The following is a 16,156-nucleotide window of genomic DNA, read 5'->3' as shown; positions in this document are numbered from 1 at the left end:
GTGGTCCATACGCGGTATGCACGAGTCTTGGGGGCTCGTGCATACCGGTAGATGCCAGCCCGGGGGAGCACAATGTCCATACGCCACAGCCTCCTCGCCCTGCTGCAGGACCAGCCGCGCTACGGCTACCAGCTGCGGGTCGAGTTCGAGAACCGCACAGGGGCCACCTGGCCCTTGAACATCGGGCAGGTGTACACCACGCTGGACCGGCTGGAACGTGATGCGCTGGTGGCCAAGGACGGCGACGACGGCGAGGGCCACGTCGTCTACAGCATCACCCCGGCCGGCCAGGCCGAGGTCCGCAGCTGGTTCGCCGCGCCCGTCGAACGCAGCAACCCGCCCCGCAACGAGCTCGCCATCAAGCTCGCGCTCGCCGTGACGCTGCCCGGCGTGGACGTCCAGGCCATCATCCAGGCCCAGCGCGTGGCATCCATCAGGGCCTTGCAGGATTACACCAAGGCCCGCCGCGACACCGCGGCGAACCAGCGCGCGGCGGACACCGCCTGGCTGCTGGTGCTTGACTCGCTGATCTTCCAAACCGAAGCGGAGGTCCGCTGGCTGGACCTCTGCGAGGCCAGGATGGTCCAGCAGGCACAGTCCGCCGCGGCGGCCACTGCCCGGAAGGCATCCAACGGGGCCACGGAAGATTCCCCGCTGAACGCGGACGCCCGCCGGTGAGCGTCCAGGGGCCGCAGCAGGTCCTTGAGCTCGCCAAAGTCGGCAGGACCTTCGGTGCGGGCGCGACGGCGGTCGCCGCGCTTCGCGATGTGGACCTCACCATCGGCGCGGGGGAGTTCGTGGCCGTCATGGGCCCCTCGGGCTCCGGCAAGTCCTCCCTGCTGGCCCTGGCCGGCGGCCTGGACCGCCCGACGTCGGGCGCTGTCTTCGTGGAGTCCACGCCCCTGGCGGGGCTGGGCCTGAACGAGCTGGCCCGGCTGCGCCGCCGCGCAGTGGGGTACGTGTTCCAGGATTTCAACCTGGTTCCCACGCTGACGGCCGAGGAGAACGTGGCACTGCCCCTGGAACTGGACGGGACATCGGCCAGGAAGGCGCGCCGGCAGGCAGCCGACGCGCTCCGGCAGGTGGGGATACCAGAGCTCGCCTCCCGGTACATGGACCAGATGTCCGGCGGCCAGCAGCAGCGCGTGGCCATTGCCCGGGCCATCGTGGGCCAACGGCGGCTGATCCTGGCCGACGAACCCACCGGGGCCCTGGACTCCACCACCGGCCAGGGGGTCATGGAGGTCCTGCGGTCCCGAGCCGACGCCGGTGCCGCCGTCATGCTTGTCACCCATGAAGCGCGGCATGCCGCCTGGGCTGACAGGGTGGTCTTCCTCAGGGATGGCCGGATCATCGACCAGGCCACCGCCATGCACGACCCCACCATGCTCCTCACCCAGGCCGGACTCTGATGCCGTTGGACGTGGCTCCGGCGCCCCATGGCCGCCGGAGCAGCCTTCGCGTTGCCGTGCGGCTCGCGCGCCGCGACATCGCCCGCCACAAGGGGCGGTCCCTGCTGATCATCCTGCTGATCATGGTGCCGGTGGCCGGGATGACAGGTGCAGCCACCCTTTACCAGAGCTCCCAGCGGACGCCCGCGGAAATCGTGGACTACGAACTCGGCCGAACGCAGGCCCGGTTCAGCGCCCTCCCGGTTCCCGGCGCCGACTCGCTCCAGGACCCGCTGAACGATGCCATGGTGGCTTCCAGTACCGGCCGCTACGACCCGGACTTCAAGCCGGCCGACCCCCGCGATGTCCTGCCGGCCGGCTACCAGGTCCTGCCACAGCGCCAGCTGCAGCTGACCACAGGGGTTGGGGAAGCCCTGGTAGCACTGCAGGGCAGGGAAGTGGACGCACTCAATCCTGCCTTTGCCGGCAAGTTCACGCTCCTGGACGGACGGCCCCCGCACGGCGCGGCGGAGGTCCTCGCCTCACCCGGGCTCATGGCCCGCTTCAACCTCGCCTTCGGCCAGGAAATCACGACGTCGGCAGGAACCTTCGTGCCCGTCGGCACCATTCGCGATGCCGGGGCCTCGGACGGCAACAGCTTCCTGTACCTGCAGTCCCGCCAGGTGCCCTCGAATCTTGCCGCCGGACCGCAGACCCATCTGTCGGTGTCGTACTACCTGGTAGGGCCCGAGCCCGTGACCTGGGACTACATCAAGGACGCCAACAGCAAAGGCGTGGCCGTGCTGTCCCGCAGCGTGGTCCTGGACCCGCCGCCCCTCGAACAGCGCGTCGTCCCGGGTTCGCAGCCCCACAACGACTCCTCGGCACTGATGGCCGTCTACGCCACCTTCGGCCTGGTGGGCGCGCTCGCACTCCTGGAAGTTGGCCTGCTGGCCGGCGCCGCGTTCGCCGTGGGAGCCAAGCAGCAGGTGCGGGAGTTGGCACTCCTGGCATCATCCGGGGCGGAAAGCCCCACCATCCGCGCGGTAGTCACCGCAGGCGGACTGTGGCTTGGCGGCATCGCTGTTGCCGCGGGGGCCGCGGTGGGGCTGGGAGGCGCTGCCGTCGTCGTCCATCTGGTCCGACTGGCCGGATCCGTCCGGCTGGCGGGCGTGCACCCGGACGTCCCCATGACCTTGACCGCCGCGGCCATGGGCCTGGTGGCCTGCGTTATTGCAGCCCTGGTGCCGGCCCGGCAGGTGTCACGCCAGGCGGTATTTGGCGCGTTGAAATCGGGGCGGGCACCGGCTCCGACGGCGCGGCGGTCCACTGTTGCAGGTGCCGTGGCCCTGGTGGCTGCGGCGGTCCTCCTGCTGGCAGGCTGGGTCCTGGGCACGCCCACCTCAGATCCCGACCAGCGGGCCGCGGAGCTGCCCCTGGTGGTCACGATCCTGATCCTCGGCGCCGTGCTTGGCGTTGCCGGCCTGGTCATGGTCACCGGCTGGCTGGTCCTCCGCCTCACCTCCCGCACGCAGTGGATGACCCTGTCCCTCCGGATGGCGGCACGGGACTCGGCCAGGAACCGGGGGCGGAGCGTTCCCGCCGTCGCCGCAGTACTTGCAGCAGCGGCGCTGGCCAGCGCCGCCATGGTGCTCTCGGCCAGCCAACAAGCCGGGATGCGGCAATCGCACTGGTGGGGAGGCCTGGAGAACCAGGCGTCGCTTCCCCTGGTGGTGGATCCGCCGACGGGTGGCGGCAGCAGGCAACCGCCTGTGCACGTGGACGCGTCCGCACTTTCCGCTGCCGTGGCCGGGGCTTTGGGCACGGTGGAATGGAGCCACCCCATCACCGCCCCGGAAAGCACCCGCACCTGCATGGACGGCCAGGCCGGCCCCGGGCTGCCGGCCCGGACGTCCTCGTCCAACTGCCTGCAGTATTCGCTGGCCCTGCCAGAGGCCAACGCGTGTCCGCGAACGCCGCAGGGGCGGCTGGCGGATCCGGGTGATTGGCGGTGCCGCGGCTCGATGGCCCTTCGGTCGTCCTACGACGGGACGGTGCTGGTGGGCGGCGAAAAGGATATTCGCGCCGTGCTCGGCCGGGACGCCACCCCAGAGGCCCTGGCCGTGCTGAACGCCGGCGGGATGGTGGTGACCAACCCGGTTTTCGTCAGCGGCGGACACGTGCTGCTCCAGGCACAGGACGTGCGGACGCATGAGGCGGCGGTACAAGGGCCCGGCACGGTCCCGTCCACGGTCAGCAGCACGCCGCTCGCGGCGGCAGTGCTCGAGCCGGTGGTTCCCGTCCCCTATTACGGCATCGTGTCACCCGCCACGGCGCAGCGGCTCGATTTGCACCCGGAACCAGCGGCCCTGCTGGTCCAGTTGGCCGGCGCCCCGTCGGAGGCGGAAACGGATGCGGCGTCCGCCGCGGCGGCATCGGTCTACGGGCTGCCGGGCATGACCTTCCGGGCTGAACCGGGCATCTCCCAGGGCAGCCAGTGGACCACCTGGGTCATTGTCGCCGTCAGTGCGCTCATCACCTTCAGCGCTGCGGGGATCACCACCGGCCTGTCAATGGCGGACGCCCGCGCAGACCATGCCACGCTGGCCGGGGTGGGCGCCGCGCCCCGGTTGCGGAAGACGCTGGCCGGGTCCCAAGCACTGTTCACCAGCGGCGTCGGGGTGGTGCTGGGAACACTGGCTGGAACCGTGCCCGCCGTCCTCCTGGCGCTCTCCACGGACCTGCGGACCGCCGTCGAAGTCCCGTGGCTGCACCTGTCCGTCCTCGTGGCGGCGGTGCCGTTGACGGGGGCGGCGCTCGCGTGGGCCCTCACCCGTGCCAGGCTGCCCATGTCCCGGCGCAGCGTGGGTTAGGAACCGGAGCCGGCAGCCGCCCACCCCGTTTCCGGCACATGTTTCCCGCTCGTTCGTCGCCGGTTCGCCGCCGCTCACCGCACAGCCCCAAGGCGCGCCGCGCACCGCCGTTCCTGCCCGACGGAGCCTTGGTAGGGTGCCGGTTAGCAGAAGCGGGAACACTCTCAAGGAGGAGACATGGCCGGAATACCGGACCAGCGGAACAACGGATCCCGGGCGGAGGGCGGGCTGGCGACGGACCCGGACCTTCCCCCGCCCGCCGTGGACCAGGCAACGCTCGAAGCCGAAGACCGGAAATGGACGCCGGGAAAGATCGCGCTCTGGGCGGCGATCGCCCTGCTGGGCGGTGTCGCCTGGTTCATGCTGGCGGTGGTCCGCGGGGAAACCGTCAACGCCATCTGGTTCGTGTTCGCCTCCGTCTGCACCTACCTGATCGGCTACCGCTTCTACTCCAAGGTGATCGAACGCTACATCACCAAGCCTGACGACCGCCGCGCCACCCCGGCAGAGTACAAGGCCGACGGCAAGGACTACGTCCGGACCGACCGCAACGTGCTCTTCGGCCACCACTTCGCCGCCATCGCAGGCGCCGGGCCGTTGGTGGGCCCGGTCATCGCGGCCCAGATGGGCTACCTGCCCGGCACCATCTGGATCATCGTCGGCGTCGTCTTCGCCGGCGCGGTCCAGGACTACCTGGTGATGTTCTTCTCCATGCGCCGCGGCGGCCGGTCCCTTGGCCAGATGGCCCGCGAGGAACTCGGCGTCATCGGCGGCACCGCCGCCCTCATTGCCACCCTGCTCATCATGGTGATCATCGTGGCCATCCTGGCACTCGTCGTCGTCAATGCCCTGGGCGAAAGCCCGTGGGGCGTCTTCTCCGTGGGCATGACCATCCCCATCGCCCTGTTCATGGGCGTGTACCTGCGCTACCTCCGGCCCGGCAAGGTGATGGAGGTCTCCATCATCGGCTTCGTCCTGCTGATGGCCGCCATCATCGGCGGCGGCATGGTCGCGCACACCGAATGGGGCGCCGCCGTGTTCCACCTGGACAAGGTGACCATCGCCTGGGGCCTCATCATTTACGGCTTCATCGCCGCGATCCTGCCGGTCTGGCTGCTGCTGGCTCCACGCGACTACCTCTCCACGTTCATGAAGATCGGCGTGATCGTGATGCTCGCGCTGGCCATCGTGGTGGTCCGCCCGGAAATCACCGTCCCTGCCTTCAGCGAGTTCGCCGGCCGCGAGAACGGGCCGGTCTTCTCCGGTGCGCTGTTCCCCTTCCTGTTCGTCACCATCGCCTGCGGTGCGTTGTCCGGTTTCCATGCCCTGATCTCCTCGGGCACCACCCCCAAACTGGTGGAAAAGGAACGGCAAACCCGGTACATCGGTTACGGCGGAATGCTGATGGAATCCTTCGTGGCCATCATGGCGCTCGTGGCAGCCATCTCGATCGACCGCGGCCTCTACTTCGCTATGAATGCACCCGCGGCACTGACCGGCGGCACCGTGGAAACCGCAGCGGCCTGGGTCAACAGCCTGGGCCTGAGCGGGGTGAACATCACCCCCGGGCTGCTGAGCGAAACCGCCGCCAACGTGGGCGAACAAAGCATCGTCTCCCGCACCGGCGGTGCACCCACCCTGGCCGTGGGGCTGGCGCACATCATGCACCAGTTCGTGGGCGGGACGGCCATGATGGCCTTCTGGTACCACTTCGCCATCATGTTCGAGGCGCTCTTCATCCTCACCGCCGTGGATGCCGGCACCCGCGTGGCCCGGTTCATGCTGCAGGACTCAGTCGGAAACTTCGTCCCCAAATTCAAGGAGGCTTCGTGGCGCCCGGGTGCCTGGCTCTGCACCGCCGTCATGGTCGCCGCGTGGGGTGCCGTGCTGCTGATGGGCGTTACCGATCCGCTCGGCGGCATCAACACCCTGTTCCCGCTGTTCGGCATCGCCAACCAGCTCCTGGCGGCCATTGCGCTGGCTGTCTGCCTGGCCATCGTCGCCAAACGCGGCACCTTCAAGTACCTCTGGATCGTTGCCCTGCCGCTGGCCTTCGCCGCGGTGGTCACCGTTACGGCCAGCTACCAGAAGATCTTCTCGCCCGTCCCGGCCGTGGGGTACTTCGCCAACAACGCTGCGTTCAGCAAGGCGTTGGCCGACGGCAAGACGGAGTTCGGCACGGCCAAGTCCGTGGCAGCCATGGAGGCCGTGGTCCGAAACACCGCCATCCAAGGGTGGCTGTCAGTCATTTTCGTCCTGCTGAGCATCATCGTGATCGCGACGGCGGTACTGGCTACAGCCAAGGCGTTCCGGGACCGGGCGTCCGAGACTGCCACCACGGACAACGAAGACCCCGCCGTGCCCTCCAGGGTGTTCGCCCCCGCCGGATTGGTACCAACAGCCGCCGAGCGCGCGCTGGGCGCGGAGTGGGACAAGGTGCCCGCCGACGCCCGCCTTGGGCGGGGCGGACACTGATGAGCGCCGGAATCACGGCGGTTACGAATGGCTTCCGCGGGTTTGCGCGGTACCTGGGTGGTGTCATGGGTGCGGATGCCTACGCCAAGTACCTGGAGCACCACAAGGCCTCCGGGCACCAGGAACCACCCCTGGGTGAGCGGGAATTCTGGCGGGACCGCACGGACCGCCAGGACCGCAACCCGCAGGGCCGGTGCTGCTGATTGAGCCCGCAGCGGACAAGGCCCCGGAGGCGTTCAGGGAGTGTCCCGGGGCCCGATGGCGCATGAGAGTATGAACGCATGAGCGATCCCAATGACACTCAGGCAGCTGAGGACCTCCCGGTAGAAGGCACCCCCGTCGAGGACGACCCGTCGCCGCTCCAGGCTCCGCGGGCAACGGACGGAAGGCCGCAGCGCAGCAGCCTGCACGACCTCGTTGACGAGCCGGCCAAGGTGATGCGGATCGGCACCATGATCAGGCAGCTGCTGGAAGAGGTAAAGTCCGCACCTCTGGACGACGCCGCGAGGGGCCGGCTGGCAGCCATCCACAAGCGTTCCATCAAGGAACTCGAGGACGGCCTCGCCCCCGAACTGGTGGCTGAACTGGACAGGATCAACCTGCCGTTCTCCGACAATGCCACCCCGTCGGATGCTGAACTCCGGATCGCCCAGGCCCAGCTGGTGGGCTGGCTGGAGGGCCTGTTCCATGGCATCCAGACGGCCATCGCGGCACAGAACGCTGCCCGGGAACACGCTGCGGCACAGCTGCAGCTTCGCCAGCTGCCGCCGGGCACCATGATTGCGCCCGGCGTCGTCATCGGTGAAAACGGGGAGCCCCAGCGGGCACCGGCCGGGGCACGGCCGCCGGCGCAGGGCACGCCCAACCAGCGTGAAGACCCGGACCACGGTCCCGGGCAGTACTTGTAGGCTGCGCTTGGGCTTTTTCAGCGCCGCCAGGCAGGGGCGCAAAGATGATGCCGAACTTGGCAAGGGGTTGTGGCGCCGCGCGCACGACCGCTTCCACCGGGGTTTGGACCGCTTCCACCAGGTGCTCGAAGGGGTGGAGGATGACCAGCTGTACGGCGAACTGGTAGAGATTGCCAACGAGCTCGCGGCCCTGCTGCAGCGGGTCAGGGCAGTGTGCATGGAGGCCCAGCGCCGTTCGCCCAGTGATGGCCTGGACATCCCGGCTGAACTGGCGGATGTGCACCGCGCCTTGTCCAAGGCGGGCAACTCGCTGGCCACCACCGCGGAGGCGGCAGCCATGCTTCGGCTCGCCGTGGGGCCGGTGCCGGTTGGGGCGGCGTCCGTCCGTCGCCGGGCTGAGGCGGTCCACGAGCAGGTTGACGACGCCGAACGCCGGCTCCGCGGGGAATAGTCCCGCCCTGGGCACGAAATTATTCCCGGTCAGACGAACGAATATTGCCGTTACGCGTCTGGCTGACAGGGCGGGAAAAAGGGCCGTGTGGGCCTGCGGCTTTGGCAGGATGAACCTATGACTCTTTCACCTACCTTGACTTTCAACGACGGAAACACGATCCCCCAGCTCGGCTACGGTGTGTGGCAGGTTGAGGACGATGTGGCTGAAAAGGTTGTCCGCCAGGCCTTCGAAGCCGGCTTCCGCCACATCGATACGGCAAAAATTTACGGCAACGAGGCAGGCGTGGGCCGCGCCATCGCCAGCTCAGGCCTCTCGCCCGAGCAGATCTTCATTACCACCAAGCTGTGGAACGCGGACCAGGGATACGAGTCGACCCTCGCCGCCTTCGAGGAGTCCATGGACCGCCTTGGCCTGGACACCCTGGACCTGTACCTCATCCACTGGATGCAGCCCAAGCAGGACAAGTACGTCGATACCTGGAAAGCGCTGATCGAGCTGCAGAAGCGCGGCCGGGTCAAGTCCATCGGTGTCTCCAACTTCACGGCCGAAGGCCTGCAGCGCCTTATCGACGAAACCGGAGTGGTTCCGGCCATTCACCAGATCGAGCTTCACCCGTACTTCAGCCAGCGTGAGCTGAGGGCGTTTGGTGCCGACAAGGGCATCCTGACCCAGGCGTGGTCCCCGCTGGGCCAGGGCGGCGAGCTGCTGGAGGACCCTGCCGTGGCGTCCATCGCGGCCAAGCACCAGGCCACCCCGGCGCAGGTTGTCATCGCCTGGCACCTCGCGATCGGCAATGTGGTCATCCCCAAGTCGGTGACCGAGTCCCGCATCAAGGAGAACTTCGCAGCCCTTGAGGTCTCCCTGGACGCCGACGACGTCGAGGCAATCAACGCACTGGACCGGACTGACCGCGGCGAGGGCCGCATCGGACCGGATCCCGCCGTTTCCGACTTCCAGTAAGCCCGCGGGTTCCACAGACCCGCGACGGCGGCCCACGGCCACACCCGGCCGGTGGACTCCCGCCACTCCAACGTCAGCCCATGCTGCCGGCAACCGCCAGGCCGCATGGGCTGACGCCTTTAACGCGGCCGGCGGTCCGGTCCCGGGATCACTGCATTGCGTGTTCCCGCTGCCAGGCGGTCAGGCAGCGATTCTGACGTGCTCCACGGTGACGGCATCCACCACGGCCCAGCTGTCCTCGCCCGTGCACTGCCTGCTGGCAAAACGCTCGGCTTCCACCAGGGTGTCGAAGACCTCGGCGCGGGCACGGCCGCAATCAGCGTCGTAGTAGGTGACGTGAAATTCCTGTACGGCTTGGTTCTCCATGAATCCAGTGTGCAACCGGGGTCTGACATTCTTTGGAATCCGGCCCGCGTGTTGCCATCCGGCCCGGAACCGGGGGAGCGTCCAGGCCTGGGCGCCGGCGGCCATCACGGCTTTTGGGACGCTGCAGCTGCTGGTTCAAGGTCGGCCAGGGTCAGCAGGTGTGCAGGATCCACCGGGAGCGGGAAAGTGGAGGTTACCGCCAGCGACGGGCCCACATGGAGCAGCTCTCCGGGCCCCATGGCCCGCCAGCGCGGATTGTGGTCCATCGGTTCGGTGGCCAAGACGACGTGCGGAGACACTGACAGATCGGTGCTCCGGGAATGGATCCGCCGGCTTCGGGCATCCAGCGGTGCAGCCGGGGCCGGTTCGGCGGCCGGGTTCCGCTCCAGGACGTACAACTCGTGGCTGGCCGGGTACCGGAGCGCCCAGAGGTCGGTGGCAGTGGTGAGGATGAGGTTCAGGCTGTAGACGGGCAACTCCGCCGAGATCCACTCGACGGCCCGGAGGATGCTTTGCCCGATGTCGCCGCCTGACGTGCGGGCATGCGCCGTGATGAGGGCGAACAGCCGCTCACTGTCCGTTTGGCCCCGCACCAGGTCCGCAACGCCGAGTCTGGCGAGGTGGCGGTCAAGGCGGTCGAGGCCGGTGAAGGCGCCGTTGTGGGCGAAGAGCCGCCCATCCTGCACGAACGGGTGCGTGTTGGCCACGGTGCGTGCACCGGTGCTCGCGTACCTGACATGGGCCAGGAACGTGGTGCTCCGCAGCTCCCGGGCTTCGCGGGCAAACGCATGGTCTTCCCAGGCTGCCAGTGGCCGTTTGCTCAGCCTGGCCCGGCCATCCGCGTCGAAGGTCCCGATGCCCGCACCATCGGGCTCCCGCCGGCTTTGTTCAGTGAGGCTGTCCGGGGCGTCCAGCAGCCAAAATGTCGCCCGGACGGTCCGCGGACCGGCATGCAGCCCGAACAATCGGCACATGGCTCGTGCTCCCGGTTGCTAGTGGTGGAAGGCGGGCGTCTGCCCCTCCGAGGGCATGGGCGAAGTCAGTGCGTCCAGGTAGGCGACTTCTTTCTTGAGGTCGTCCAGGAAGCTGGCGGCGAGGTCGCGGGTGAAGCCGTTGCGGACCACGATCCGTTGCACGGTGGTGTCGCTGAGTCCCTCGGGCAGCGGGTAGGCCGGGACAAGCCATCCGTTCATCCTGAGCCGCTCGGACAGGTGGTGGAGGTTCCAGTTCTTGGTGTGGCCTTCGGCGAGTTGCCAGGCGAAGACCGGGATGTCGGAGCCGTCACTCCACAGGGTGAAAGCTTCCATGGCGCCGATCTCCCGGGAGAGGTAGAGCGCGACGTCGCGGGAGGTCGCCTGCACGGACTTGTAGCCGGCGAAGCCAAGCCGAAGGAACAGGTAGTACTGCAGAAGCACCTGGGCGCCGGGCCGGGAAAAGTTCAAGGCGAAGGTGGGCATGTCCCCGCCCAAGTAGCTGACATGGAAGATGAGGTCCTCGGGCAGCGCTTCCTCGTCCCGCCACACGATCCAGCCGAGGCCCGGATACACCAGCCCGTATTTGTGGCCGGAGGTGTTGATGGAGGCTACGCGGGGGAGCCGGAAATCCCAGTCAAGCTCCGGCTGCAGGAAGGGCGCGATCATGGCCCCGGATGCACCGTCGACATGGATGGGGATGTCCAGGCCGCGGTTTGCCTGGATGGCGTCCAAGGCCGCGGAGATTCCCGCCACGGACTCGTAGGCCCCTGTGTACGTGACGCCCATGATGGCCACCACCCCAATGGTGTTCTCGTCCACGTACCGCTCCAGGTCATGGCCGTCCAGCTTGGGGTGTTCCGCTGACACGGGAACGAAGCGCGCTTCCACTTCCCAGTAGTTGCAGAACTTTTCCCAGCACACCTGGACGGCTGAACTGAGCACGATGTTGGGTTTGTCCGTCGGCTGTCCGGCTGCGCGCCGACGATGCTGCCACCGGCGCTTCAGGGCCAGGCCGCCGAGCATGCACGCCTCGGAGGAACCGATGGTGGAGGTACCCACGGTCTTCGCCGGATCCGGCGCGTTCCACAGGTCCGCAAGCATCCGCCAGCACCGGGTCTCGATGAGCGCCGTCTGCGGGTACTCGTCCTTGTCGATCATGTTCTTGTCGAAGGTTTCCGCGTAGAGCTGTGAGGCCTCGCGTTCCATCCACGTCCCCACGAACGTTGCCAGGTTCAGCCGCGAGTTGCCGTCCAGCATTGCCTCGTCGTGGACCACCTGGTAGGCGGTGGAGGGCAGGGATTCGCCCTCGGGCATCGTGAAACGGGGGAAGAGGGTGGATTCACCCGCCCGGCTGAACAATGGGTTCAGCTCAACGCTTGTTTCGGGCTCATGCTTCGGTGTCCGGTGTGACCTTGTCATTGCAGGGTTCCTTCAAGCTCGTGAACGCCGGGCTGTGCGGCTGGTGTCCACGTTACAAAGGAACGCCCGCCGCGGCTGTCCCCGCGGGCGCATGTCGTCCAAGCGGTGCGAACCAGACCATTCCGGAGGCGGGGCCGTGATCCACAGTTGATGACCGGCAACGGCTCTGGGTGCCTCCTGGTCAGTTGCTGCCCAGGCGCAGCACGCGTTCATGCGCCAGCATGGCGGCACGGCGCGCCTTGTCGGCGGCTCGGGCCGCCTGCTTGGCTTCGGCGTCCATGCCGGACAGTTTCCTGCGGACCATCTCCAGCCGTTCCTCGGCGGCCTTCAGCCTCTCCCGGAGCAGGGCCGTCTCCTGGCGCAGTTCCGCGATCTCGGTTCGTGCCTCCTCGGCCTCCGCCTGCAGGTCCGCCGAACGCCGGACGGCTTCTTCCTCGGCGGCCCTGGCCTGGGCATGGGCAGCCTTGGCCCGTTCCAGCGCCGGGGGCGACGCCGGCCGGGGAGTTTGGCGCACGGCCTCAAGGCGGGGTTTGGCGGGCTTGGGCTGGGAGGTGCGTTGCGGCGTCGTCCGCGTCTTTGCTGCCGTTGTGTCCGGTGCAGCCGGGGACGGCGATGGCCTGGGGGAAGACGGCACTGCGGGCAGCATTCCGGGCAGCGCCACCGCTCCGGCCAGGTCCACCTGGTTGACGCCATCGGCGGTCAGGGCCTTCAGCAGGCGGCCGCTCGCAACGGCCGCGGCTGCTCCTTCGTCTGCGGTCAGCGCCCGCAGGGTCTCCTCCACGTCCGCGGCCATGGGGCCGCTGATGGGGCGCCCCTGCTCCGCAGCGACGGTCCGTGCGGTGTCGACGGCGGCAGCCAGCAGGGTGCGGCGCTCGCGTGCCAGCGCACGGAGGGCGCCGGCATCCAGCGATTCCTGCGCTGAGCGCATCCTTTCCCCAAGGACGGCCAGGTCAGCCAGGACGCCAGGCCGTTGCCGGGCCAGCATATTAACCGCCCACGCGGCCACGGACGGTTTCGCCAGCGCCCGGACCGCCGCAGCCAACTTTTTGTCCTGCCCCGCAGCCTCCTTGGCCGCGGCAGCGCGGGCCGCAATGAAACCGTCGAGGTCCCCGGCGTAGAGCCTGTCCGCAATGTCCGCCAGGGGTTCGTCTTCCATGCCGCCATCTTAGGTGCCGGCTCCTGAAGGTCCTGGGCGCTCCCGGGCTGGTCGGCCGGCCGCGTCCTTCCGGAGGCCCGTGCCCGGAGTCCCTGTTACTCGTAGGCGGGGAGGGGTATGTTGCTCGAATGGACGATTCATACCAGGTGATTGTGGTTGGCGGCGGTTTCGCCGGAAAGTCGGCAGCCGAGGAGTTGGGCCGCAAGGGTATCCGGGTGCTGCTGCTGGATACGAACAACTACCAGCAGTTCCAGCCGCTGCTCTACCAGGTCGCCGCGTCCCAGATCGGCGTCTCAGCGGTCACCCGGCCACTCCGCTCCGAATTCCGGCGCATCAACAGCGTGCGGGTCCTGACTGCGGAGGTGACAGCCATCGATGCTGCCAACCGCACGGTGACAACCCGTGATGGATCCAGCTACCGGGCCCGTGCGCTGGTGGTCGCCACCGGCGCGGTACCAAATTACTTCAACACGCCGGGCGCTGACGAACACGCCTACCCGCTGTACTCGGTGGCAGACGCCACCCGCCTCAGCGTGGCCATCACGGCAGTGCTGGACGAGGCCGACCGGGAGCCGGCCGTCGGGGCCGACGTGATCGTGGTGGGCGGCGGCCCCACGGGTGTGGAGACCGCGGGGGCACTGGCCGAGAACGTCAAATACGTGGTGCCAAAGTATTTTTCTCCGGGGCTGGCCGCACGCTGCCATGTGCATTTGGTGGATATGGTTCCCAACGTCCTGGCTGCCTTCTCGGAGAAATCCCAGGCTTACGCGCGGGACCGACTGACCAAGCTCGGCGTCCAGTTGCACATGGGCCAGGCCGTGGGCGAGGTGAGGCCTGACGGTGTGACGCTCAAGGACGGGACGGTTATTCCTGCCAGGATCGTGGTGTGGGCCGGTGGACTCCAGGCGGGCCGGATCATCGCGGAGTCCGGGCTGCCGCAGGGCCGGGGCGGGCGCGTGGATGTCCAACCGGACCTGACGGTTTCCGGCTTCGAAGGCGTCTACGTGCTGGGTGACTCCGCCAACATCACCGATGCCGCCGGCGATAGATTGCCACAGCTCGGCTCGGTGGCCCAGCAATCGGGCAAATGGGCTGCGCGCAACATCCATGCCGACCTGACCGGCGGCACGCGGGAGCCGTTCCGCTACTGGGATAAGGGATACATGGCCATGGTGGGCCGGGGCGCCGCGGTGGCGGAGCTGGGGCGCCGGCGGCTGCAACTGCAGGGGCCGCTGGCATTCGTGTCCTGGCTCGCGGTGCACCTCGCCCTGCTGCCCGGATTCCAGCAGAAAATCCGGGCCCTGTTCTCGTGGGCGAATGGTTACCTCACGCACAGCCCGGCGCAGGTGGTGGTGGGACGGCCGGACTAGGCGCTCGCCGCCGTCGTTATGCCGTGGCGTAACCCAGGACGCGGCCTGCGGTGGTCCAGCCGGACTCCTGGAAGCCGGCGGCCGCATCCGGTTCAACCACCATGTGCAGGTGCGCGGCGCCATGCAGGAACGCTTCTTCAGCCATGGCCGCGAACAGGGCCCGCGTGAAGACTTCTTTGTCCGGGCCCTCCGGGACTTCGAGGATGGTGACGGCGGCAGCTTCGTCCCGCACCTGGACGCGGCCCCTGGCCACCGGGTGGTCAAAGACAGTGATTTCGACGGCGTCGTAGCTGTCCATGGGTGCCAGGGCCACCTGGGAATTCTCGGGCAGGTCGACGCCGGTGTCCAGCTGGGATGTCGGGGCGTTCAGCAGAATCCTCTCGGCGGCGGGGGAGAATCCAGGCGGGGCGGGCGCCTGCGCTGCGGCTGTGGCGACGATCAGGGTCAGCCGCGCCCCGGGCCTGGCTGCCGCCGTGCCGGCAAGCTCTTCCCAGTCCGGGCCGGGCCAGCTTGCCACGTACTCCGCCCCTTCAGCGGGGGCACCGGGGACCGCGTCCAGGATGAACCCGGCGCCGGCCGGCTCGGCGGAGCGGCCCTGCAGGTCGGCCCAGGCCGGGACCCAGCCGAGTGATGGGGCTTCGTGCTGTTCCGGCATTCGGGGTTCCTAACGTCAGCGTGCAACTGTTGCCCGCGCGGTCCTGCCGGACCGGTGGATGCGGGCGTCCCTGCCAACGTAACGGATCAGCGGTGGGGCCGCCAGCGTCCGAAGCAGCGGTGGTCAGGGCAGGTGGGTGAAGGACATGCCTGCCGCCAGCAGTTTGTCGATGGCGTGGGCCACGCCCTCAGCCGTTCCGCCGTTCGGGTGGTTGCCGTGGCAGATCACCACGTCCCCCGGCCTGGCCTTGCCGATTTCCTTGGCGACGACGGCGGCAGGGTAGGTGGCGCCGCCGTCGCCGTTGATGCTGAAGCCCGCAGGCCTGACACCCAGGGCATGGAGGATGTCTGCAGCGACGTCGTCCATGTAGGCGGTGCCGGGGCGGAAGTAACGGGGACGGGCGCCGGTGATCCCGGCCAGCGACAGGTCGTTGGGCATGACCTCGTCATAGACTTCTCCGGCGTTCTTTGTCCCGGGGATCCCGTAGGCGTTGTTTCCAGTGGTGGACAGCGGCTTGTGCGATGTTCCGTGGTTGGCCAGTTCGAACAGCGGGTCCGCTGCCAACTGCCGTGCTGTGGAGGGGTTGGCGGTAATCCACCGCGAGTTCAGGAAGAGCGTGGCAGGGATGTGCCTCTGGCGGAGGGTGTCCAGCAGCGCTTGGTCATAGCCGCTGCCGCCCGGTCCGCCGCAAAAGTCAAAGGTCAGCGAGATGCCCTGTGAAGCGGGTGGAAGCCTTGTCAGGACGCCGGGCGCTTCCAGTCCCCAGTAGTGGGCCTGGTGCTTTCCGTACGCGGCGACAATGTCGGCCCGGGACGGCACGGACGGCATTGAGGCGGGGAGGGGCGAGGAATCGTCCGGGTTTACGTCGACAATCCGGGCGGGCGCGTGTGAGGGAACGCTTGACGGTTCCGTGACCGTTTCTGCAGCGTCAGCCGCCCGCCGCCGGTCGGGCTGGAGATCCGGTACGGCAGCTGACAGCGTGAGCACCGCGGCCAGCAGTACGGTCCTGCGGCCGGGACCTTTGCCGTCCTGGCTCATGTGGCGTGCGCCTTGTGGTTCCACGGTCAGTTACCCCGCAGGGACTTCAAGCCGTCCCATGACTGATCCCCGGTGACCCTGAACCGGGGAGCGCTGGACGTGGCGGGGCAAGGCAGC

General features: G+C 68.3%; 15 protein-coding genes. 9 read left to right on the top strand and 6 right to left on the bottom strand.

The annotated features are described in order from the left end of the window. Window positions 1-72: 72 nt before the first annotated feature. The 8 genes from DC347_RS05765 to DC347_RS05730 all read left to right on the top strand — a co-directional run bounded on the left by DC347_RS05765 (window position 73) and on the right by DC347_RS05730 (window position 9,061). The gene (locus DC347_RS05765; RefSeq protein ID WP_018762375.1) at window positions 73-678 is read left to right on the top strand and encodes a PadR family transcriptional regulator; all 606 of its coding nucleotides are present in this window, start codon (window positions 73-75) and stop codon (window positions 676-678) included. After that, the gene (locus tag DC347_RS05760) at window positions 675-1,412 is read left to right on the top strand and encodes an ABC transporter ATP-binding protein (RefSeq protein WP_018762374.1); all 738 of its coding nucleotides are present in this window, start codon (window positions 675-677) and stop codon (window positions 1,410-1,412) included. Before DC347_RS05765 ends, DC347_RS05760 begins: the two co-directional genes overlap by 4 nt. Next, window positions 1,412-4,264 carry an FtsX-like permease family protein gene (locus tag DC347_RS05755; RefSeq protein WP_109044736.1) on the top strand — a complete coding sequence of 951 codons (2,853 nt, stop codon included), beginning with the start codon at window positions 1,412-1,414 and terminating at the stop codon, window positions 4,262-4,264. Before DC347_RS05760 ends, DC347_RS05755 begins: the two co-directional genes overlap by 1 nt. Window positions 4,265-4,441: 177 nt before the next feature. After that, window positions 4,442-6,739 (top strand): carbon starvation CstA family protein, encoded by a 2,298-nt coding sequence (locus DC347_RS05750; protein ID WP_109044735.1) that lies wholly within the window; start codon window positions 4,442-4,444, stop codon window positions 6,737-6,739. Continuing rightward, complete coding sequence (locus DC347_RS05745; protein WP_018762371.1) at window positions 6,739-6,942, top strand: YbdD/YjiX family protein; 204 nt, start codon at window positions 6,739-6,741, stop codon at window positions 6,940-6,942. The genes DC347_RS05750 and DC347_RS05745 overlap by 1 nt, the downstream gene beginning before the upstream one ends. Before the next feature lie 78 nt (window positions 6,943-7,020). Continuing rightward, window positions 7,021-7,647 carry a bacterial proteasome activator family protein gene (locus DC347_RS05740; protein ID WP_109044734.1) on the top strand — a complete coding sequence of 209 codons (627 nt, stop codon included), beginning with the start codon at window positions 7,021-7,023 and terminating at the stop codon, window positions 7,645-7,647. Window positions 7,648-7,654: 7 nt separating this feature from the next. Next, window positions 7,655-8,098 carry a hypothetical protein gene (locus tag DC347_RS05735; RefSeq protein WP_018762369.1) on the top strand — a complete coding sequence of 148 codons (444 nt, stop codon included), beginning with the start codon at window positions 7,655-7,657 and terminating at the stop codon, window positions 8,096-8,098. 117 nt (window positions 8,099-8,215) lie between these two features. After that, entirely contained in the window at window positions 8,216-9,061 is an 846-nt protein-coding gene (locus DC347_RS05730; protein WP_109044733.1) for an aldo/keto reductase, read from the top strand. Window positions 9,062-9,241: 180 nt separating this feature from the next. On the opposite strand, the gene DC347_RS05725 is transcribed toward DC347_RS05730, so the two are convergent. The 4 genes from DC347_RS05725 to DC347_RS05710 all read right to left on the bottom strand — a co-directional run bounded on the left by DC347_RS05725 (window position 9,242) and on the right by DC347_RS05710 (window position 12,976). Further along, window positions 9,242-9,427 (bottom strand): hypothetical protein, encoded by a 186-nt coding sequence (locus tag DC347_RS05725; protein WP_109044783.1) that lies wholly within the window; start codon window positions 9,425-9,427, stop codon window positions 9,242-9,244. 104 nt (window positions 9,428-9,531) lie between these two features. After that, a complete protein-coding gene (locus DC347_RS05720; protein ID WP_109044732.1) occupies window positions 9,532-10,401 on the bottom strand; it encodes a class II glutamine amidotransferase in 870 nt (289 codons plus the stop codon). Window positions 10,402-10,419: 18 nt separating this feature from the next. Continuing rightward, window positions 10,420-11,820, bottom strand: a complete 1,401-nt coding sequence (locus DC347_RS05715; protein WP_109044731.1) for a glutamate decarboxylase — start codon at window positions 11,818-11,820, stop codon at window positions 10,420-10,422. A gap of 181 nt (window positions 11,821-12,001) precedes the next feature. Beyond that, a complete protein-coding gene (locus DC347_RS05710; protein ID WP_109044730.1) occupies window positions 12,002-12,976 on the bottom strand; it encodes a hypothetical protein in 975 nt (324 codons plus the stop codon). A 128-nt stretch (window positions 12,977-13,104) separates the two neighbouring features. On the opposite strand from DC347_RS05710, the gene DC347_RS05705 reads away from it, so the two are divergent. Continuing rightward, a complete protein-coding gene (locus tag DC347_RS05705; RefSeq protein ID WP_109044729.1) occupies window positions 13,105-14,346 on the top strand; it encodes an NAD(P)/FAD-dependent oxidoreductase in 1,242 nt (413 codons plus the stop codon). A gap of 16 nt (window positions 14,347-14,362) precedes the next feature. Here the strand turns inward: DC347_RS05705 and DC347_RS05700 are convergent, their stop codons facing one another. Together DC347_RS05700 and DC347_RS05695 are read right to left on the bottom strand one after the other, a co-directional pair. Beyond that, a complete protein-coding gene (locus tag DC347_RS05700) occupies window positions 14,363-15,001 on the bottom strand; it encodes a hypothetical protein (protein ID WP_109044728.1) in 639 nt (212 codons plus the stop codon). A 123-nt stretch (window positions 15,002-15,124) separates the two neighbouring features. After that, window positions 15,125-16,039, bottom strand: a complete 915-nt coding sequence (locus tag DC347_RS05695) for a polysaccharide deacetylase family protein (RefSeq protein WP_109044727.1) — start codon at window positions 16,037-16,039, stop codon at window positions 15,125-15,127. Window positions 16,040-16,156: the final 117 nt, after the last annotated feature.

It is taken from the genome of Pseudarthrobacter sp. AG30 (assembly GCF_003116525.1).
In the GTDB taxonomy this organism is placed as follows: domain Bacteria; phylum Actinomycetota; class Actinomycetes; order Actinomycetales; family Micrococcaceae; genus Arthrobacter.
Note: the sequence above shows the minus strand (reverse complement) of the source record. Positions and strands in the feature narration are given on the sequence as shown.

What these genes read in the sequence shown, in the direction of transcription:
- DC347_RS05765 (WP_018762375.1), top strand. Translation starts at nt 73, where the DNA reads ATGTCCATACGCCACAGCCTCCTCGCCCTGCTGCAGGACCAGCCGCGC.
- DC347_RS05755 (WP_109044736.1), top strand. Translation starts at nt 1,412, where the DNA reads ATGCCGTTGGACGTGGCTCCGGCGCCCCATGGCCGCCGGAGCAGCCTT.
- DC347_RS05750 (WP_109044735.1), top strand. Translation starts at nt 4,442, where the DNA reads ATGGCCGGAATACCGGACCAGCGGAACAACGGATCCCGGGCGGAGGGC.
- DC347_RS05745 (WP_018762371.1), top strand. Translation starts at nt 6,739, where the DNA reads ATGAGCGCCGGAATCACGGCGGTTACGAATGGCTTCCGCGGGTTTGCG.
- DC347_RS05740 (WP_109044734.1), top strand. Translation starts at nt 7,021, where the DNA reads ATGAGCGATCCCAATGACACTCAGGCAGCTGAGGACCTCCCGGTAGAA.
- DC347_RS05730 (WP_109044733.1), top strand. Translation starts at nt 8,216, where the DNA reads ATGACTCTTTCACCTACCTTGACTTTCAACGACGGAAACACGATCCCC.
- DC347_RS05725 (WP_109044783.1), bottom strand. Translation starts at nt 9,427, where the DNA reads ATGGAGAACCAAGCCGTACAGGAATTTCACGTCACCTACTACGACGCT.
- DC347_RS05720 (WP_109044732.1), bottom strand. Translation starts at nt 10,401, where the DNA reads ATGTGCCGATTGTTCGGGCTGCATGCCGGTCCGCGGACCGTCCGGGCG.
- DC347_RS05715 (WP_109044731.1), bottom strand. Translation starts at nt 11,820, where the DNA reads ATGACAAGGTCACACCGGACACCGAAGCATGAGCCCGAAACAAGCGTT.
- DC347_RS05710 (WP_109044730.1), bottom strand. Translation starts at nt 12,976, where the DNA reads ATGGAAGACGAACCCCTGGCGGACATTGCGGACAGGCTCTACGCCGGG.
- DC347_RS05705 (WP_109044729.1), top strand. Translation starts at nt 13,105, where the DNA reads ATGGACGATTCATACCAGGTGATTGTGGTTGGCGGCGGTTTCGCCGGA.
- DC347_RS05700 (WP_109044728.1), bottom strand. Translation starts at nt 15,001, where the DNA reads ATGCCGGAACAGCACGAAGCCCCATCACTCGGCTGGGTCCCGGCCTGG.
- DC347_RS05695 (WP_109044727.1), bottom strand. Translation starts at nt 16,039, where the DNA reads ATGAGCCAGGACGGCAAAGGTCCCGGCCGCAGGACCGTACTGCTGGCC.